Here is a 20,073-nt window from a genome sequence, read left to right as displayed (position 1 = left end):
AAAACCACATTTTCATATTTCTGGTATTATTTTGTTAGTTTCTCCGATTTAGTCCTTTTTTATACTTTTTATGCATAAAAAAATACTTATCAGAAAAATAATATATTGGCATTATACAATGCTATCACAACGTTTTCGACTAGTCAATCTTTTTTGCTTTGATTATAAAATAACCTTTTTTCTTTATCTTCACTTCTACCTCTTGAAACAATTGTTCTAATTTAGCAATAGCGGATGGCGCACCTTGTTTTTTTTGAATGACAACCCAAAGTTCCCCACCAAATGCCAGATGATCAAAACTTTGTTCAAAAATATCATGAACTATATTTTTCCCTGCCCGAATCGGCGGATTTGTTACGATAGATGCAAATATTTTATGCTCCACTTGTAGAAGCCTATCACTTTCATATATAGCAACATTACGAACTTCATTTAGTATGGAGTTTTCTTTTGCAAGTTCTAACGCTCTTTGGTTAACATCAATCATATGAATTTTTCTATCACTATTATCTTTTGCAATAGAAAGACCTATCGGTCCATAACCGCACCCAACATCCAAAATGTCACCTGAAACACTAGGTGCTTCGTATGTTTCAATTAATAGTTTCGATCCAAAATCTACTTCTTTTTTAGAGAAAACACCATTATCAGTTTTAAAGCGGAAACTTCTGCCATTCAAAGGATAGTTCCAATAATTTGGATCACTACTTACATTTTGAGTACGGGAATAATAATGTTCCGTCAAACCAACCACCTCCATTGGGGAATATAACCGAAGTATCACAGAGGATTACATTTTTGATGCAAATTATTTTTAAGAGGAAAAAAGCCCGCTTATAAAGCGAGCTTTTCGAATCTAACATTACTTAACTTCAACGTTAGCTCCAACTTCTTCAAGTTTACCTTTGACTTCTTCAGCTTCTTCTTTAGAAATTCCTTCTTTAACAGCTTTAGGAGTGTTATCAACAAGTTCTTTTGCTTCTTTAAGACCAAGACCAGTGATTTCACGTACAACTTTGATAACTTTGATTTTTTGATCTCCAGGAGATGCAAGAACTACGTCAAATTCAGTTTTTTCAGCTACAGCTTCTCCACCAGCAGCACCAGCAACAGCTACAGGAGCTGCAGCAGTTACACCAAATTCTTCTTCAATAGCTTTTACTAAGTCGTTTAATTCTAAAACAGTCATTGCTTTAACTGCTTCTAAGATTTGTTCTTTAGACATTATTATGTTCCTCCTTGTGTTTTATAAGTTTATTAGGATACGCTACAATAGCGTATTTTATTATGCGCCTTGTTCTTCTTTTTGTTCTGCAACTGCTTTTGTCGCAAGAGCAAGGTTGCGAATTGGTGCTTGTAGCACACTAAGCAACATAGAAAGTAAGCCTTCGCGTGAAGGAAGTTCAGCAAGAGCTTTAACATCTTCAACTGAAGCAATGTTACCTTCGATAACACCTGCTTTAATTTCAAGAGCTTCATTCTTTTTAGCGAAGTCATTAAGGATTTTTGCTGGTGCCACAACATCTTCCGTACTGAAAGCAATTGCATTAGGACCAGTTAAAGCATCATTAAGACCAGCTAAATCTGCAGCTTCAGCAGCGCGGCGTGTTAATGTGTTTTTGAATACTTTAAATTCAACGCCAGCTTCACGAAGTTGTTTACGAAGTTCAGTTACTTCAGAAACAGTTAGACCGCGGTAATCAACAACGATTGTTGATTTACTTGCTTTGAATTTATCAGCAATATCTTGTACTATTTGTTTCTTTTGTTCAATTACGCTCATCTTTACACCTCCTGTAGAATCTACATTTATACCGGAAAGTAAAAACCTCCACATCAAACTAGACATGGAGGGATATACAATAGTTGATTAAACAACTGATTAAAATCTATCGTATTACCTCGGTAGGATATTAAGCTCTAAATTAGAGCGCCTACTGTCTATGGTACAAATGTTATTTATTTTTAACAACAAGATGTAGTATATTCTATCATACTTGTTTTGTCAAATACTTTTATATTAAACAGTAGCAGGATCTACTTTTACTCCAGGACCCATTGTAGAAGTTATAGCAACATTCTTCATGTAAGTTCCTTTTGCAGCTGCTGGTTTAACTTTTTGCATTGTTTCAAAAATAGTTTTGAAGTTTTCAACAAGTTTAGTTTCTTCAAATGAAACTTTACCGATTGGAACATGGATGTTTCCAGCTTTATCAACACGGTATTCAACTTTACCTGCTTTAATTTCATTAACCGCTTTTGTAACATCAAAAGTTACTGTACCAGTTTTAGGGTTTGGCATTAAACCTTTAGGTCCTAATACACGACCAAGTTTACCAACTTCACCCATCATATCTGGAGTTGCAACGATTACGTCAAACTCAAACCAACCTTGTTGGATTTTGTTGATATACTCAGCATCTCCAACATAGTCTGCGCCTGCAGCTTCTGCTTCTTTGATTTTTTCACCTTTAGCAAACACTAATACACGTTGAGTTTTACCAGTACCATGCGGAAGAACAACTGCTCCACGAATTTGTTGGTCAGCCTTCTTAGGGTCTACCCCTAAACGGAAAGCAACTTCAACTGATGCATCAAATTTTGTAGTGCTTGTTTTTTTAACTAATTCTACTGCTTCTTGAACTGGGTAAGCTTTAGTACGATCAACAAGTTTGATAGCTTCTAAATACTTCTTACCTTTTTTAGCCATAATGATATTTCCTCCTTGAATTGTGGTTTTAGCGGAATTACCTCCCACGAATTAAGGTTGCGACTTTTGATTACTCGTTGTCGCAACCTTAATCAACAAACCTTAAAACGGTTTAGTCTTCAATAACAATACCCATGCTGCGGGCAGTACCTTCAACCATGCGCATAGCTGCTTCAACGCTAGCTGCATTTAAATCAGGCATTTTCGTTTCAGCAATCTCGCGCACTTTATCACGCTTAACAGTTGCTACTTTATTACGGTTTGGTTCACCAGAACCCGACTCAATCCCAGCCGCTTTTTTAAGTAAAACAGCAGCAGGTGGAGTTTTTGTAATAAATGTAAATGAACGGTCTTCAAAAACCGTAATTTCAACAGGAATAATTAAACCAGCTTGTTCAGCTGTACGAGCATTAAACTCCTTACAGAATCCCATGATATTAACACCTGCTTGACCCAAAGCTGGACCAACTGGTGGTGCCGGATTTGCTTTAGCTGCTGGAATTTGCAATTTAACAACTTTAATTACTTTTTTAGCCACGAGACACACCTCCTTAAAGTCCGTGATGTGGTAATAGGGGAATACCCCTCCCACTCATCTGATCGTCTTTATATAAATAAAGAAATTTGACAATATCTCATCTCTTTTAATAAGAAATACTGACCTTTGAAATCTTAACACTTTTTCACATTCATTTCAAGTTTTTCAGGTTAAAATTTTTCAATTTGTGTAAAATCCAGCTCTACCGGGGTATCTCGACCGAACATATTTACTAGCACTTTTACTTTTGCCTTATCTTTATCTATTTCTTCTACACTGCCTGTAAAGTTTGCAAAAGGTCCTTCTGTTACTTTAACTGTTTCTCCCAATTCAAACTCAATCTCCACGCGTTGTTCTTCAACACCCATTCTTTTTAAGATAACTTGTACTTCTTCTGGAAGAAGTGGAGTCGGTTTAGATCCCGATCCAGCCGAACCAACAAAACCAGTTACTCCTGGAGTGTTTCGAACAACATACCAAGAATCATCTGTCATGACGATTTCAACCAAAACATAACCTGGGAATACTTTTCTTTTTACTACCTTTGTTTTTCCATTTCTAATATCTGTTTCTTCTTCTTCGGGAACTACAACACGAAAGATCTTATCTTGCATTGCCATTGTTTCTACCCGTTTTTCTAAGTTTGCTTTTACTTTATTTTCATATCCAGAGTACGTATGCACCACATACCAATTTTTTTCCATAAAAGAGGACTGTTTCGTCCTTCCCTCCCCGCACATATTAATAAATATATTGAAAACAATATCCCCATCAAAGGTTTTCCTTCAATGAAAATATTTTATTTGGTCTATATATAACGACTTTACGTTTATTGATATCGACCACTTTTTATTTTAAAGCAATGAAAAAACCCGTTACCGGGCTTTGTAGATGTTTGTTATCGTTTTACCATTATACCATGAGTTAATAACAGTTATTCAAGTATTAAACGAATTAGTTCAGAAATTCCCAGATCAACAAGTGCGAAGAAGAGAGCAAAGAATGTGACTGTTACAATAACAGTAATAGTATAGTTAGTCAGTTCTTTTCTTTTTGGCCAACTAACTTTCCTTAACTCTCTGCCTACTTCTTGAAAAAAGTTAACAGTGCGTTGCATTTCGTTACCTCCATATTTAAAACGGGTATCCTATCATCAACTAATAATACCAATTATTTTGTTTCTTTATGAACAGTATGAGCATTACATTTCTGGCAAAACTTTTTAACCTCTAAACGTTCTGCTCCATTATTGCTCATTGTAGAATAATTTCTTGAACCGCATTTTTCACATGCCAAAACTATTTTCTTTCTCATACCCAGCACCTACTACGTCCTTTTTATCTTTACCAAACTGTACCATGGACATGTATCGATGTCAATATAAGCCATATAGAGAATAGTTTTCTACAATAATTAAAGAGAAAACTCTCTAATTTCTAAATATCTTTCCAATTTTCTTTTTACTCTTTGAAGCGCATTATCAATTGATTTAACATGCCTATTAAGCTCTTCCGAAATTTCTTGATATGATTGTCCATCTAAATATAAAGCTAAAACTTTTCTTTCTAAATCGCTCAATAACTCCGACATCTTTATTTCAATATGATCAAATTCTTCTTGATTAATAATAAGCTCTTCTGGATCCAAAACCTTTGCTCCAGAAATAATATCCATTAAGGTGCGATCAGATTCCTCATCATAAATTGGTTTATCAAGAGAGACATACGAATTCAAAGGAATATGCTTTTGTCTTGTTGCTGTTTTGATTGCTGTAATAATTTGCCTAGTTATACATAACTCAGCAAACGCTTTAAAAGAAGAAAGCTTGTCCTCTTTAAAATCGCGAATTGCTTTATAGAGACCAATCATGCCTTCTTGTACAATATCTTCCTTATCTGCACCAATTAGGAAATAGGATCTGGCCTTGGCGCGTACAAAGTTACGATATTTATGAATAAGATAATCTAATGCATCACTTTCACCTTTATGCACTAATTCAACAATTACTTCATCTTCAAGTTCTAAATATTTTTCAACACTTTCGTTACTTTTAGACCAGTTGTCAGCACTCATTCAGATCCCCCCGACTGTGCATTCATGGATAAAACCATTATACAGTAGGCTTTTTTTTAGCGTCAACTGCTCATTTCTCTCCACGACGCCATTTTTCAAATATTTCTTCCATTTCTTTTGATAGCGGTATCTTAGCTACTGGTTTTTTTTCTTTAATTTTTTTTACTTTTCTCTCAATATTATTCTCTATGTTTTCCATTTCCAACTGAAGTTCTCTAGCGGATATTCTTAAAGCGCCTTGTCCAAAAATAGCCCATTGTTCTGTAAAATCTGATGTTGCTACATGAACTTGCGTCGCCCGATTATTTAGTTCTTGAGCTAATTTTTCTATTCTTTCATCTGCTGTTTCATTTTCTCTTGTAAAAATTACTTCCACCTTATAATTTTTATACTTTGTCTCTGTTCCTCTGACATAATAAGCATCAAAAACTACAATAACCCGATAGCCAGAATAAGCTTGATATTCTGCCATTTTTTCGACCAGGCTGTCTCTGGCAGCGGATAAATCACTTACTTTCAGTTCATTCAGTTCAGACCAAGCACCAATTATGTTATAACCGTCGACAATTAGAATATCCATTATCATCCCTCAATTGGATAACGTTTCCGATATACCTCATACATTAAAATTGCTGCTGCAACTGAAGCATTTAAAGATGTAACAGAACCTACCATAGGCAAATTTATAAGAAAATCGCATTTCTCACGAATTAATCTTCCCATGCCTTTTCCTTCACTGCCAATTACTAAACCTAAAGGCATTGTACCATCAAATTTGCGATAATCTTCACTTCCTGATGCATCCGTTCCTGCAATCCAAATTCCTCTCTCTTTTAATTCCTCAATTGTTCTGGCCATATTTGTCACTCTTACTACAGGGATATGTTCGATAGCCCCTGTAGAGGCCTTGGCAACTGTAGCAGTCAAACCTACCGCTCTTCTTCGGGGAATAATAATACCATGAGCTCCAACTGCATCTGCTGTCCTCATAATAGATCCTAAATTATGGGGATCTTCTATTTCATCCAACAAAAGAAAAAATGGCGCTTCGTTTTTTCTCTCTGCTGATTTAAACAAGTCATCTATTTCGCTATATTGATAAGCAGCAACTTGTGCTACAACCCCTTGATGATTAGCATCGACTAGACTTTCTAATTTCTTTTTTGGAACAAATTGCACAAGAACATTCGCATTCTTAGCCAACGCAATCACTGTCTGCATTTGTCCCTTCTGCGACCCTTCTGCAATTAAGATTTTATTTACATCCCGCTCTGACTTTAATGCCTCTATCACAGCGTTTTTTCCTACAATATAATCACTACTCACTGTTTGCTCCTCCAACTGTTTTCAATGATAGATAAAGCCGCTTTAATAATTTCTTCAAGCCGCTCTTCCCGATTAGCTAAATATAAATATCCTAAAACCGATTCAAATCCAGTACTGTAACGATATGTCTGCACATCTGTATTTTTAGGAATAGATCCAGACTTTGCATTTCTGCCACGTTTTAGTACAGCATATTCTTCTTCCGTAAAAAATGCATCCGCCATCAGCTGATGGACAACTTTTGCCTGCCCTTTTGCAGATACATATTTTGTTGCCTCTCTGTGAAGCAAATTAGGTTTTACCCTCCCATTATATAACAAATGCCTTCTTACATATATTTCAAGAACAGCATCACCCATATAAGCAAGGGCTAAGCTGTTCAACTGTTTTTCATCTATTCTTTTTTCATAGAGGATCATGCTTTATCCTCTCTTCCAACGGATACCTTGTGCTGTATCTTCTAAAATAATATTCATAGCTTTTAATTGATCTCTTATTTCATCAGCTAATTGAAAGTTTCGAGCCTTTCTTGCTTGATTTCTTTTTTCAATTAATGCTTCAATCTCATCATCAAGCAATTCTTTTTTTGTTGATAAAGATAAGCCCAGTACACTAAATAGTTCTTCAAACTCTTTCAAAAATGCACGAATAACAGCAACTGATGTTGTTTTCTCAAGCAAGTAATAATTTGCTTGTTTCGCTAATTCAAATAATACAGAAATTCCATTGGCTGTATTAAAGTCGTCATCCATATCTGTGACAAATTGTTCATGAAGCTCAGTAACTTTCCCTAACCAATTATCATTTGTATCAGTCAGATCAGTGCTAGAAGCTAGCCTATGCTGTAGATTCTCATAAGAGGTTCGGATTCTTTCAAGACCAGCACGAGTATTCTCTAACACTTCCTCACTATAATTAATAGGATTTCTATAGTGAACAGACAACATAAAGAATCGTAGAACTTGTGGATCATGAATTTTTAAAATATCATTTACTGTTATAAAATTCCCAAGAGATTTAGACATTTTTTCATTATCTATATTAATATATCCATTATGCATCCAATAACGGGCAAAAGTTTCACCTGTCAGCGCTTCAGATTGCGCAATTTCATTTTCATGATGGGGAAATGTCAAATCCTGGCCACCTGCATGAATATCAATGGTATCACCTAAATACTTTTTCACCATAGCAGAGCATTCAATATGCCATCCCGGACGACCTTTTCCCCATGGACTATCCCAGGAGATTTCTCCCTCTTTTGCATTTTTCCATAAAGCAAAATCTAAGGAATCTTGTTTTTTCTCGCCTACCGCTATTCTTGCGCCAGAACGCAATTCATCGATAGATTGATGAGAAAGTTTTCCATAATCATCAAAACTTCTTGTATGATAATACACATCTCCATTAGATTCATATGCAAAGCCTTTCTCCACTAATGCCGCAATAAAATCAATAATAATGTCCATATTTTCTGTCACGCGAGGATGAATGGTTGCTCTTTTGCAGCCTAGCGCCTCCACATCCTCAAAATATGCCTGTATAAAACGATCTGCAATAACTGGGACTTCGTCTCCTAGCTCATTGGCCGCTTTAATTAACTTATCGTCCACATCCGTAAAATTAGAAACATATTGGACATCATAGCCACGATATTCTAAGTAGCGTCTCACTGTATCAAAAACAATAGCTGGTCTTGCGTTCCCAATATGAATATAGTTATATACAGTTGGCCCGCATACATACATTTTCACTTTACCCTTTTCTAGTGGATTAAAATCTTCCTTTGATCTTGTTAATGTATTATAAATCTGTATAGCCATTACTTATAGCTCCTTTCTTCCTGCATCTCCATTAATTGCTGTTTTAATTTTAACATTTCAGCTTCTATCTCTTTTATACGATCTGATACCGGATCCGGCAGGTCGCAATGATTTAAATCTTTGTCTATTTTAACACCATCTTGCACTTTCACCCTTCCAGGTATCCCAACAACTGTAGAATTCGGAGGCACATCTTTGAGCACAACTGAACCAGCACCTATTTTAGCATTTTCGCCAATTACTATAGATCCTAAAACTTTAGCGCCTGTCGCAATAAGCGCATTATCTCTAACGGTAGGATGACGCTTTCCCTTTTCTTTCCCCGTACCCCCTAATGTTACTCCCTGATATATCGTAACATTATCTCCAATTTCACAAGTTTCCCCAATTACAATCCCCATGCCATGATCTATAAAAAGACGGTTTCCGATTGTTGCTCCTGGGTGAATTTCAACGCCTGTCATAAATCGACTAAATTGTGAAATAACTCGCGCTAAAAAAAAGAATTTACGTTTATAGAAAGCATGCGCTATTCTGTGATACCAAATTGCATGTAAACCGGAATAGGTGAGAATAACTTCTAAAGAACTTCTTGCAGCTGGATCTTGTTCAAATACAACAGATATATCTTCTTTTATACGTCGAAACATTGTACCCCTCCCCACAAACACTACTTTCCCTTTAAGTTCTCTTTATTTTTTATTATTATTTTGCCTGGTGAAAATAAATGTAAAAACATGTAATTCTCGCTTTTTCAATAATAAAAAAGCGTCTCTGTCTAAAAGACAGAGACGCTTTTAACGCGCGGTTCCACTCTGTTTAGATTATTAATCGCTAAATAATCTCCACTCTTCCTTGGTAACGGATAGGTTCCGCCTAATCTACTAAAAACACATGAAAGCAGTCAGCAAGTAATGACTTCTCTCTTTTGCATCTCCCTTTAAAAAAAGAGCTGTTCGATATCGGACTCAGAGGGGCACTTCAAAAAAGGAGCGGCATAAATCACTTTCAGCCAGTGGTGATTCTCTCTAATATGCTTCCTTTTTTTACTCTTCCTCTTCTACGTTTTACATTATTCTTTTTATTACTATATTACATTTTTTATAATCTGTTAACCTATAATCGATAATAATCTGTTTTCTATTTTAGCTTGGCCTAATAATGCAATAGCCTTTGGCAAATCTGGACCATGTGTTTGACCTGTTGCCGCAACACGAATAGGCATAAATAAATTTTTGCCTTTTTGACCTGTTGCTTTTTGAACTTTTTTTATAGCTGCTTTAATATTATCTGCATTCCACTCATCCAGATTCTGCAATTCTTCTCTAAATGATTGAATCACTGCCGGAACCTGTTCTCCTGCCAATACTTCAGCGGCCTCCCCTTCATAACTGATTTCATCACTGAAAAACAGTTTGGAAAGTTCAACAATCTCTGCCCCATAGCTCATTTGATCTTGATAAAGGTCAATTAGACTTTCCGCCCAATTTTTTTCTTCTTCCGTTGCCTGTTCATTTATTAAACCAGCTTTCACTAAATGCGGTGCTGCCAATTCTACCACTTTGCTTAATTCAGCTTTTTTAATGTATTGATTATTCATCCATGCTAATTTTTGCTGATCAAATAATGCAGGAGATTTTGAAAGGCGAGCAGCATCAAAAATATTAATAAACTCATCCTTAGAGAAAAGTTCTTCTTCCCCTTCCGGCGACCATCCTAATAATGTGATAAAGTTAAATAAAGCATCCGGCAAGTAGCCCAACTCTTCATATTGTTCAATAAATTGAATAATGGACTCATCTCGTTTACTTAATTTTTTTCTATTTTCATTCACAATTAAAGTCATGTGTCCAAAAATCGGCCTTGTCCATCCGAAAGCATCATATATCATTAACTGTTTTGGTGTATTGGTAATATGGTCATCTCCTCTTAATACATGAGAGATTTCCATTAAGTGATCATCAATTGCCACTGCAAAATTATATGTTGGAGTGCCATCCTTTTTAATGATTACATAATCACCAATTGTTTCGGAATCAAAGGAAACGGAACCTTTTACCATATCTTCAAATTCATAAACCACATTTTCAGGAACCTTTATGCGGATGCTTGGTTCTCTTCCTTCTGCTTCAAGTTTTTCTTGTTCTTCTTTAGTCAGGTGACGGCACTTACCTGAGTATTTAGGAGTTTCATTGTTTTTCAGCTGATCTTCTCGCTCAGCTTCTATCTCTTCTTCCGTACAATAGCATTTGTAGGCAAGTTCTCTTTCTAATAATTCCGTATAGTATTTTTTGTAAATATCAGTGCGTTCTGATTGTCTATATGGGCCGTATTCACCGCCTATATCTACACTTTCATCCCAATCCATTCCAAGCCATTTTAAATATTTTAATTGGCTTTCTTCTCCGCCTTCAATATTTCTTTTTTTGTCTGTATCTTCAATGCGGATAATAAATTTCCCGCCTTTATTTCTTGCAAATAAATAATTAAATAATGCAGTACGTGCATTCCCAATATGCAAATGTCCTGTTGGACTTGGGGCATAACGAACACGGATTTCGTTGGTCATGCTATTGCCTCCTCGATTTCAATCATTGAATTTTCATCTAATCTATTCTATCATTACATTTTTTTCTTTAAAAGAGTGTTTACTTTACTTTTTTCTGCAAAAGAACAACTGCCTGTGAAGCAATCCCTTCTCCTCTTCCAGTAAAACCTAATTTTTCTGTTGTGGTCGCTTTTACATTTACATTGCTTTTTTCTGTTTCTAATAAAGATGCAATTCTTTCCTGCATACTATCTATATGAGGAGCCATTTTAGGCATTTGCGCCATGATTGTACAATCAGCATTTACCAATTCATAACCTTGTGACTTAACTATCTCCCAAACATGTTTCAGTAATTTTGCAGAATCCGCATCTTTAAATGCCTCGTCTGTATCTGGAAAATGCTTTCCAATATCTCCCTCGCCTATTGCACCAAGGCATGCATCCGCTATTGTATGTAAAAGCACATCTGCATCAGAATGACCTAATAGTCCTTTTTCAAAAGGGATTTCTATTCCTCCTATAATAAGTGGTCTTCCCTCCACAAGCTGATGCACATCAAAACCTTGTCCTATTCGAAACATCTAATTTACTCCTTTTCATTAACTTTTTTCCTTTTTTGCATAATGGCCTCGGCAAAATATAAATCCTCTGGGGTCGTTAGCTTAATATTATCATAGTCCCCCAATACAATTTTCACTTCTTTTCCAAGACGCTCCACTAAACTTGCATCATCTGTACCAAAAAAATCATCTTGCAATGCTTGTTCATACGCTTCTTTTAAGATGGAAATACGAAAAGCTTGTGGGGTTTGAATAGCCCACAAGCTTGAACGGTCAACTGTCGCCTCTACAATACCGCCGGAAACTTTTTTCACCGTGTCCTTTATAGGAACAGCTAAGACAGCTGCACCGTTTTCTTTTGCAACTTCTATTAATTGTTTTATTTGGTTTTTGTTAATAAAAGGCCTAGCCGCATCATGCACTAATACTATACCGTTGTTTCCTAACAATTTCATTGCATTATAAATGCTGTATTGTCTCTCTATTCCTCCATCAACAAGACCAGCGATTTTTTGGATATCAAATTTAGCTATCCACTCCTGCATTTGCTGCTTTTCTTCAGGATTTATCACCAGCCAAATACGGGTACAGTCAGAATCCTGTTCAAAAACCTGTAATGTATGAATAAAAATAGGCGAATCATCTATTGTCAGAAACAATTTATTTTTCCCCGCCTGCATTCTTTTACCTTGTCCTGCTGCTGGTATAATGACTTCATAAGCCATAAAACAATCTCCTATTCCTACAATGCTTTTTCTAATAATTTAGGTTTTGCAAATATCATTCTTCCTGCAGAGGTCTGCAACACACTTGTAACAAGTACATCAATATGTTTGCCGATATAATTGCGGCCCTCTTCTACCACAATCATTGTTCCATCATCTAAATAAGCAATTCCTTGATTGTGTTCTTTTCCATCTTTAATAATCTGAATCTTCATTTCTTCGCCTGGAAGAACTACTGGTTTTACTGCATTTGCTAAATCATTGATATTCAATACAGAAACCTTTTGGAGTTCACAAACCTTGTTTAAATTAAAATCATTTGTTACCACAACACCATTTGTCAACTTGGCCAGTTTAACAAGTTTGCTGTCTACTTCTTGAATATCTTCAAAATCCCCTTCATAGATCTCAACCTTAATGGCCAATTCCTTCTGAATGCGATTAAGAATATCTAATCCTCTTCTCCCTCGATTACGTTTTAAAGCATCTGAGGAATCTGCAATATGCTGCAATTCGCCCAATACAAATTGAGGAATGACAATAGTCCCTTCTAAAAAGCCTGTTTGGCATATATCAGCAATTCTTCCATCAATAATAACACTAGTATCAAGGATTTTTAAATTATTTTTTTCTGTTTTAGTTGCATCTTCTTCCGTGCCTTTTTTCTTTTTAGCGGTAAAAAGAGTCAATAATTCATCTCGTTTTTTGAAACCAACTTGAAAACCTAAATATCCAAACAGCAAGGTTAATAGTATGGGTGCAATTGTATTAAGAATTGGTACTTTTATAGCTGTTAATGCATACCCTATTAAAAAAGCTAATATAAGACCAAATGCTAATCCTACACTTCCAAATATAATATCCGTTATTGGGGCCTTTACAAGAGATTCTTCCATTAACTTAACAAAATTAACAACATAATCAACCGCCCAAAATATGATAAGATAAAAAATAATGGCACCAAGTATTGCAGAAACATAGGGATTATTTATAAAATTCGATTCAAATGTCAATAATTTCAATAAATCTGGAATAAAAAATATTCCAAGCGTCCCTCCAATAATGATGAAACCAGCTTGAACAATGCGTTTTAACAATACTTTCACCTCCTCTTTCACATTATAAACAAATTCTTGAATTTAAAACCTGTTATTACAGAGAATTTGTTTATTTGTAATGAAAAAGTTATTTTCGTTAATTACTACATATTACCTTTAAGAATAAATTTAGCGTAGCATTATTAATAATAAAATGTCAAATATAAACAGTACATTCTAACATACATACTATTTTGCATCAATTTGTTTTTTTCCAACTTCTTAAATTATTCTTCTCAAAAATTATTGCCAGCCTCCCTTTTTAATCTTCCAATGCTGCTTTTAACGCTTCACCTACAGAATTCACTCCTATAAGTTTTACACCGCTTGGCGCCTTCAAGCCATTTAAATTATTAAATGGAAGGATAACTCGCTCGAAGCCCAATTTTGCTGCTTCTTGTACCCTTTGCTCTATTCTGGATACTCTTCTTACTTCTCCTGTTAATCCCACTTCCCCAATTATACAATCGGTTGCTTTTGTCGGCTTATCTCTAAAGCTTGATGCAATGCTTACCGCAATGGCTAAATCAATTGCTGGCTCATCCAACTTTACTCCTCCAGCTACCTTTAAATAAGCATCTTGATTTTGCAATAGCAGCCCCACTCTTTTTTCCAAAACGGCCATTAATAATGGGACCCTGTTATGATCAATGCCAGTGGCCATTCTCCTAGGATTTCCAAAACTTGTTGGAGAAATGAGTGCTTGTATCTCTACTAATACAGGACGGGTTCCTTCCATAGATGCAACAACTGTTGATCCAGCAGCTCCTTGAGATCGCTCCTCTAAAAATATTTCAGACGGGTTCTCTACTTCTTCTAATCCAAACTCCTTCATTTCAAAAATTCCCATTTCATTTGTTGAACCAAAACGGTTTTTTACAGCTCTTAATATCCGATATGTGTGATGTCTTTCTCCTTCAAAATACAGAACCGTATCTACCATATGCTCTAAAAGCCTTGGTCCTGCAATAGAACCTTCTTTCGTAACATGTCCAACGATAAAGATTGCAATTCCCTTTGTTTTTCCAATCCGCATCAACTCTGCTGTACATTCCCTTACTTGTGAAACACTTCCTGGAGCTGAAGTTACTTCAGGATGATAGATTGTCTGAATAGAATCTATTACTACAAACTGGACATCTGAACTTTCAATTGTTTTGCTTATTTCCTCTAAATTTGTTTCGGAATATACAAGAAGATGTTCTGTAGTAACACCTAATCGGTCCGCTCTTAATTTAGTTTGTTTTTGCGACTCTTCTCCGGACACGTATAAAACATTATGTTTTTTATTTGCCAATTGAGATGAAACTTGAAGAAGTAGAGTAGATTTCCCTATGCCGGGATCTCCGCCAATTAATACAAGCGAACCTTGCACTACTCCACCGCCTAATACCCGATTAAGTTCTCCAAGATCTGTTAAAACTCGTGGTTCATTTACTGTTTCTATACTTGTAATAGGAATAGGCTTTGCAAGAATAGCAGAACTTTGAGTATGTGCGAAGGCTCCTTTTCGCTGCGATTGACTTTTCTCCACTTCCTCGACCATTGTGTTCCAATTGCCACATCCAGGACACCTTCCCATCCATTTAGCTGATTCATAGCCACATTCTTGACAAAGGAATTTTGTTTTGCGCTTCGCCATTTGTTCACATTTCCTCCTTGTTTTTATACTCTAAAAAAAATAGCACACGCATAATAGTAACACGTGTGCCCTTTTTATTTTTACTTCTGCTTATTTCTGCAAATTAGGTGTCGGCTCATTTATTTCTTTAACCTTTACAACAAATGTGCCGTTTTCTATATCTAAATTGATGTTTTGACCAGTTAAAACTGTTCCTTTTAACAATTCTTCTGACAAACGATCTTCAATATGTTTTTGAATTGCTCTGCGAAGTGGTCTTGCTCCATATTCTGGATCGTAACCTTCAGCAGCAATTTTTTCTTTTGCAGCCTCTGTAATAGTTAATCGTATATCCTGTTCTGCCAATCTTTTTACTAACTGATCTGCCATTAATGTAACAATTTCTTTTAAATGCTTTTTCTCTAAAGAATGGAATACGATGATTTCATCAATACGATTTAAAAACTCTGGACGGAACGCCCTTTTTAACTCTTCCATTACTTTACCCTTCATATCTTTGTAATCAGCTTCTCCATCTTGGATATTAAAGCCTACATATTTATTGCGTTTTAATGCAGACGCACCAACGTTAGATGTCATAATTAAGACTGTATTCCTAAAATCAACTGTTCTCCCTTTAGAATCTGTTAAACGTCCATCCTCTAATACTTGCAATAATATATTAAAAACATCAGGATGAGCTTTTTCAATTTCATCTAATAAAACAACAGAATATGGTTTTCTTCTAACCTTTTCCGTCAGCTGTCCACCTTCTTCATATCCTACATATCCTGGAGGAGAACCTACAAGTCTAGAAGTGGAGTGCTTTTCCATATATTCTGACATGTCAATACGAATCATTGCATCCTCGTCACCAAACATGGATTCTGCCAGTGCTCTAGCCAGTTCAGTTTTCCCTACACCTGTAGGCCCTAGGAAAATAAAGGAACCAATTGGACGTTTAGGATCTTTTAATCCTGCTCTTGCACGTCTAACTGCTTTTGAAATTGCAATAACTGCTTCTTCTTGCCCGATAACACGATTATGCAGGATTGATTCCATATTAAGCAATTTATCTGTCTCTGTTTGTGCCAGTTTTGAAACAGGTATACCAGTCCAGCTAGCTACCACACTCGCAATATCTTCCACTGTTACTTCTGAATTTTCTTGGCCTTGCTTCTCTTTCCAATTTTTTTTCGTTTCTTCTAACTGCTCTCTTAACCTTTGTTCTGTATCACGTAAAGATGCAGCCTTTTCAAACTCTTGACTTTGAACAGAGGCATCCTTTTCTTTTCGTACCTCCTCTAGTTTCACTTCTAATTCTTTTAAGTTAGGCGGAGTTGTATAAGATCTTAATCGTACCTTCGAACCTGCCTCATCTATTAAATCGATTGCTTTATCCGGTAAGAAACGATCTGATATATAACGATCTGATAACTTTACCGCAGCTTCAATTGCCTCATCTGTAATAGATACACGGTGATGTGCCTCATAACGATCTCGCAGCCCTTTAAGAATTTGTACAGATTCCTCTGCTGTAGGTTCATCTACTGTAATAGGCTGAAAACGTCTTTCTAATGCAGCATCTTTTTCAATATATTTTCTATATTCATCTAATGTTGTCGCTCCAATACATTGCAGCTCTCCTCTTGCTAAGGAAGGTTTTAATATATTAGATGCATCGATTGCCCCTTCTGCACCACCTGCGCCAATTAAAGTATGCAGTTCATCGATAAACAAAATAATATTGCCCGCTTGGCGAATTTCATCCATTACCTTTTTTAGACGATCTTCAAATTCCCCGCGATATTTTGTTCCAGCCACAACTGTCCCCATATCTAATGTCATTACTCTTTTATCCCGTAAAATTTCCGGTACTTCATTTTGAACAATTTGTTGTGCTAGCCCTTCTGCAATAGCAGTTTTACCAACACCTGGTTCTCCTATTAACACTGGATTGTTTTTTGTTCTTCTGCTTAGCACTTCAATTACACGTTGTATTTCTTTACTTCTTCCAATGACAGGATCTAGGCTTCCTTCCCGAGCAATGGCAGTTAAGTCTCTAGCTAAGCTATCTAATGTAGGCGTATTTGCACTAGCTGCCGATCCGCCTTGATGACTGCTGGATTCATTGCTTCCTAATAATTGCAGCACTTGTTGTCGAGCTTTATTAAGGCTGACACCTAAGTTATTTAATACTCTAGCTGCAACTCCTTCTCCTTCACGAATAAGCCCTAATAAAATATGCTCTGTGCCGACATAGGAATGGCCTAATTTCCTTGCCTCATCCATAGATAATTCAATTACCTTTTTGGCTCGTGGTGTGTAATGAATAGTTTGGGAAGCATCCTGTCCTCGCCCAATTAGATTTTCTACTTCTTCTTGGATCTTTTCTGGTCCTAGTCCTAACGCTAATAAAGCTTTAGCAGCTATCCCTTCACCTTCACGCACTAAACCAAGTAAAATATGCTCTGTACCAATATTATTATGCCCTAAACGAATTGCCTCTTCTTGTGATAAAGCCAATACTTTTTGCGCTCTTTCTGTAAATCGACCAAACATCATGCTTTCATCCTCCCTATTCCTTTTATTTATTTTACTTCCATTTGAAGTCTTTCTCTTATTAGAGTAGCTCGACGGATGTCACGTTCATTAGGAGTCATTTGCTCCCCTGCGTAAAGTTGTAAAAAACCCGGCTGTGTTAAAATTAAAAGTTCATTTAAAATATTTTTAGAAATATTTTTGATATATCCCATATCTATACCCAAACGGACATCTGACAGGCATTGTGCTGCTTCCTTTGTTTCAATTATTCTACTATGGCACAATGTTCCAAAGGATCGGTAAATCCTATCTTCTAATTCTATGTTTGAAGACTCTACTAATGACTTTCTTGCTTGCTTTTCCTGTTCAATTAATTGATGGACAACACTTATTAATTCTTCTACAATATCCTTTTCGGATTTTCCTAATGTAATTTGATTGGATATCTGAAAAATATTCCCTTGGGCTTCGCTGCCTTCTCCATAAATACCTCTAACAACTAGACCAAGCTGGTTAATAGCAGGTATTATTCGCTTCATTTGTTGTGTTAACACCATTCCTGGCAAATGAAGCATAACAGAAGCTCTTAAACCCGTACCAATATTAGTAGGACAGCTTGTGAGATATCCCATTTCTAAATGATAGGCATAATCAATCTTCTGTTCTAACCAGTCATCAATTTTATCTGCTAAATTTAAAGCTTCCAATAGCTGCAATCCTGGCTTAATGCACTGAACCCGAATATGATCTTCCTCATTTAACATTATACTTATCTCTTCGTTTTCTGAAAGTACACAGGCACTATGTTCTGACTCTACCAATTGGGGGCTGATTAAGTGCTTTTCGACAAGTACCCTTTTTTCTAGCTGTTGAAGATTATCCATTTTTAGCAATTCTAATTTTTCTAGACTTAAGTCTTCCTGATTTTGAAGTCTTTGGTTCAATATTTCTATAATTTGAGAAGCATCTTCCTTAGAAAATATAGTAGGAAATTTAATTCTTTTTATATTTCTAGCTAGTCTAATACGAGAGGTTAAGACAATTTCAGAATCAGGACCTTCTGAGCACATCCAGGATGTTTTTGCCTTATTTATAAAGTTTTCTACAGACACCCTTCACTCTCCTCCCTCATGAAAAGCTAAAAGCTGCTTTTCCTTTCTTCTAATCTCATCGCGAACTTCTGCTGCTTTTTCAAATTCTTCTGTATTAATAAGTTCTTTAAGTTCCTCTTTTAATTTGCCCATATCTTTTTTGATTAATATATGGCCGCCTATTCTTTCGGGAACTTTGCCTTTGTGTTCAATATTTCCCCCATGAAGCCTTTTAAGGACTGGTTGAAGTTGTTCCTTGAATGTTTCATAGCAACTATGGCAGCCAAACCTGCCAACTTTTAAAAATTGAGAAAATGTCATAGAGCACTCTTTGCATTGGAGAGCATCTTCCCTTTTATAAGGATTTTGCTTAATTTGTTGGAAACTCGGTTCAATATTCAGTAAATTTGCTAATAAACTATTGAATGAAAAACCTGAAGATCCATTGAACATAAATAATTCGCCTTTTTCAGCTGCACATTGTTCACAAAGATGAAATTCAGTTTTTTTTCCATTAATAATCTTCGAATAATGCAGGGTTGCTGGTTTTTGTTTACATTCAGAACAAAGCACTTTACCACCTCAAAACTACTGTGTTTATTTATATTTTAATGTAGTTAACATTGCCTTTAATATCCTTGCTCTTAGTTCATCTCTATAGGGTAAATCAAGATACAAGACAGAGCGATCAATTACGCTAAGCATTATTTTTGCTTCTCTATCATTAATCACTTTTTCTTCCACCAGACGATAAATAACATCCTCTGCGCTACTTTGAGGAATTCTTGTTTGTATAAGGGATAGTAATTGATCAATTAAATGAGCATAATCATGAGACTGTACTTTCATGATTCGAATAAATCCACCGCCGCCGCGTTTGCTTTCTACTACATAGCCTTTTTCTATGGTAAACCTTGTATTTATGACATAATTAATTTGGGAGGGTACACATTCGAACTTATCGGCGACTTCGCTTCGTTTTATTTCAACAAGGGATTTTTCACTCATTTCTAAAACTTCTTTTAAATAGTTCTCAATTATATCCGAAATATTCTTCACCAAGCCTCCCCCTTCTGACTTTGACTATATTTGACTATAATTATACACGAAACTACCGTTTTATCGCAACGTTGACGTTTTATTAATTTTCCCAATTTCCTTCCTTTCCAAACGTGCATATTTATTTCTATGTATTAAAAATGTTAAAGGGGAGTTTTTAAGTTACATTAAATATAGTCTGACTTTTCTAATATTTCAAGCAGAAACCTTCTTTTTATGCTTTTATTCATTTGTAAAGTTATAATTTTAAAAAATCGACTTTCTTTTTCTTTGTCTAACTAACAATTTATTAATATTTATCAGTTTTTATTCCAATTTAAACAAAAAAAGATACCCAAATGAGTATCTTTTTGCTT

At 35.7% G+C, this 20,073-nt stretch carries 23 protein-coding genes and 2 other annotated features; all 23 genes read right to left on the bottom strand.

From position 1 onward, the window contains the following. Nucleotides 1–139 precede the first annotated feature (139 nt). A complete protein-coding gene (locus tag NCCP28_RS21450) occupies nt 140–745 on the bottom strand; it encodes a class I SAM-dependent methyltransferase (RefSeq protein WP_248563261.1) in 606 nt (201 codons plus the stop codon). Between the two features lie 117 nt (nt 746–862). Then, nucleotides 863–1,225: a 50S ribosomal protein L7/L12 gene (gene rplL, locus NCCP28_RS21445; RefSeq protein WP_248563260.1), complete on the bottom strand. Its 363-nt coding sequence runs from the start codon at nt 1,223–1,225 to the stop codon at nt 863–865. Nucleotides 1,226–1,285: 60 nt separating this feature from the next. Then, nucleotides 1,286–1,783, bottom strand: coding sequence for a 50S ribosomal protein L10 (gene rplJ / locus NCCP28_RS21440; RefSeq protein ID WP_248563259.1), 498 nt, complete (start codon nt 1,781–1,783; stop codon nt 1,286–1,288). A gap of 30 nt (nt 1,784–1,813) precedes the next feature. Next, nucleotides 1,814–1,965, bottom strand: a sequence feature (ribosomal protein L10 leader region). A 55-nt stretch (nt 1,966–2,020) separates the two neighbouring features. Further along, nucleotides 2,021–2,710: a 50S ribosomal protein L1 gene (gene rplA / locus NCCP28_RS21435; RefSeq protein ID WP_248563258.1), complete on the bottom strand. Its 690-nt coding sequence runs from the start codon at nt 2,708–2,710 to the stop codon at nt 2,021–2,023. 112 nt (nt 2,711–2,822) lie between these two features. Continuing rightward, entirely contained in the window at nt 2,823–3,248 is a 426-nt protein-coding gene (gene rplK / locus NCCP28_RS21430; protein WP_141434103.1) for a 50S ribosomal protein L11, read from the bottom strand. Between the two features lie 170 nt (nt 3,249–3,418). Next, nucleotides 3,419–3,952: a transcription termination/antitermination protein NusG gene (nusG, locus tag NCCP28_RS21425; RefSeq protein WP_248563257.1), complete on the bottom strand. Its 534-nt coding sequence runs from the start codon at nt 3,950–3,952 to the stop codon at nt 3,419–3,421. A 230-nt stretch (nt 3,953–4,182) separates the two neighbouring features. Further along, on the bottom strand, nt 4,183–4,365 hold the full coding sequence (secE, locus tag NCCP28_RS21420; protein WP_101176298.1) for a preprotein translocase subunit SecE: 183 nt from the start codon (nt 4,363–4,365) through the stop codon (nt 4,183–4,185). A 53-nt stretch (nt 4,366–4,418) separates the two neighbouring features. Then, the gene (gene rpmG / locus NCCP28_RS21415) at nt 4,419–4,562 is read right to left on the bottom strand and encodes a 50S ribosomal protein L33 (RefSeq protein WP_248563256.1); all 144 of its coding nucleotides are present in this window, start codon (nt 4,560–4,562) and stop codon (nt 4,419–4,421) included. 99 nt (nt 4,563–4,661) lie between these two features. Continuing rightward, the gene (gene sigH / locus NCCP28_RS21410; RefSeq protein ID WP_248563255.1) at nt 4,662–5,321 is read right to left on the bottom strand and encodes an RNA polymerase sporulation sigma factor SigH; all 660 of its coding nucleotides are present in this window, start codon (nt 5,319–5,321) and stop codon (nt 4,662–4,664) included. 70 nt (nt 5,322–5,391) lie between these two features. Then, complete coding sequence (locus NCCP28_RS21405) at nt 5,392–5,901, bottom strand: NYN domain-containing protein (RefSeq protein ID WP_248563254.1); 510 nt, start codon at nt 5,899–5,901, stop codon at nt 5,392–5,394. 2 nt (nt 5,902–5,903) lie between these two features. Then, entirely contained in the window at nt 5,904–6,647 is a 744-nt protein-coding gene (gene rlmB, locus NCCP28_RS21400) for a 23S rRNA (guanosine(2251)-2'-O)-methyltransferase RlmB (protein WP_248563253.1), read from the bottom strand. Beyond that, complete coding sequence (locus NCCP28_RS21395; protein WP_248563252.1) at nt 6,644–7,066, bottom strand: Mini-ribonuclease 3; 423 nt, start codon at nt 7,064–7,066, stop codon at nt 6,644–6,646. Before NCCP28_RS21395 ends, rlmB begins: the two co-directional genes overlap by 4 nt. A gap of 3 nt (nt 7,067–7,069) precedes the next feature. After that, nucleotides 7,070–8,470 carry a cysteine--tRNA ligase gene (cysS, locus tag NCCP28_RS21390; RefSeq protein WP_248563251.1) on the bottom strand — a complete coding sequence of 467 codons (1,401 nt, stop codon included), beginning with the start codon at nt 8,468–8,470 and terminating at the stop codon, nt 7,070–7,072. Further along, the gene (gene cysE, locus NCCP28_RS21385; RefSeq protein ID WP_248563250.1) at nt 8,470–9,120 is read right to left on the bottom strand and encodes a serine O-acetyltransferase; all 651 of its coding nucleotides are present in this window, start codon (nt 9,118–9,120) and stop codon (nt 8,470–8,472) included. Before cysE ends, cysS begins: the two co-directional genes overlap by 1 nt. Before the next feature lie 134 nt (nt 9,121–9,254). Next, nucleotides 9,255–9,542: a binding site (T-box leader), on the bottom strand. 39 nt (nt 9,543–9,581) lie between these two features. Next, a complete protein-coding gene (gene gltX, locus NCCP28_RS21380) occupies nt 9,582–11,039 on the bottom strand; it encodes a glutamate--tRNA ligase (RefSeq protein ID WP_248563249.1) in 1,458 nt (485 codons plus the stop codon). A 79-nt stretch (nt 11,040–11,118) separates the two neighbouring features. Next, entirely contained in the window at nt 11,119–11,601 is a 483-nt protein-coding gene (gene ispF, locus NCCP28_RS21375; protein WP_248563248.1) for a 2-C-methyl-D-erythritol 2,4-cyclodiphosphate synthase, read from the bottom strand. A 5-nt stretch (nt 11,602–11,606) separates the two neighbouring features. Continuing rightward, a complete protein-coding gene (gene ispD, locus NCCP28_RS21370) occupies nt 11,607–12,305 on the bottom strand; it encodes a 2-C-methyl-D-erythritol 4-phosphate cytidylyltransferase (RefSeq protein ID WP_248563247.1) in 699 nt (232 codons plus the stop codon). Nucleotides 12,306–12,322: 17 nt separating this feature from the next. Continuing rightward, nucleotides 12,323–13,402, bottom strand: coding sequence for a PIN/TRAM domain-containing protein (locus NCCP28_RS21365; RefSeq protein ID WP_248563246.1), 1,080 nt, complete (start codon nt 13,400–13,402; stop codon nt 12,323–12,325). A gap of 262 nt (nt 13,403–13,664) precedes the next feature. Further along, a complete protein-coding gene (gene radA, locus NCCP28_RS21360; RefSeq protein WP_248563245.1) occupies nt 13,665–15,044 on the bottom strand; it encodes a DNA repair protein RadA in 1,380 nt (459 codons plus the stop codon). Between the two features lie 90 nt (nt 15,045–15,134). Further along, nucleotides 15,135–17,588 (bottom strand): ATP-dependent Clp protease ATP-binding subunit, encoded by a 2,454-nt coding sequence (gene clpC / locus NCCP28_RS21355; protein ID WP_248563244.1) that lies wholly within the window; start codon nt 17,586–17,588, stop codon nt 15,135–15,137. A gap of 26 nt (nt 17,589–17,614) precedes the next feature. After that, nucleotides 17,615–18,679, bottom strand: a complete 1,065-nt coding sequence (gene mcsB / locus NCCP28_RS21350; protein ID WP_248563243.1) for a protein-arginine kinase McsB — start codon at nt 18,677–18,679, stop codon at nt 17,615–17,617. 3 nt (nt 18,680–18,682) lie between these two features. Then, the gene (gene mcsA, locus NCCP28_RS21345; protein WP_248563242.1) at nt 18,683–19,231 is read right to left on the bottom strand and encodes a protein-arginine kinase activator protein McsA; all 549 of its coding nucleotides are present in this window, start codon (nt 19,229–19,231) and stop codon (nt 18,683–18,685) included. Nucleotides 19,232–19,255: 24 nt separating this feature from the next. After that, complete coding sequence (locus NCCP28_RS21340; RefSeq protein WP_248563241.1) at nt 19,256–19,717, bottom strand: CtsR family transcriptional regulator; 462 nt, start codon at nt 19,715–19,717, stop codon at nt 19,256–19,258. Nucleotides 19,718–20,073: the final 356 nt, after the last annotated feature.

Source organism: Niallia sp. NCCP-28 (assembly GCF_023168165.1).
GTDB lineage: Bacteria > Bacillota > Bacilli > Bacillales > Cytobacillaceae > Niallia.
Note: the sequence above shows the minus strand (reverse complement) of the source record. Positions and strands in the feature narration are given on the sequence as shown.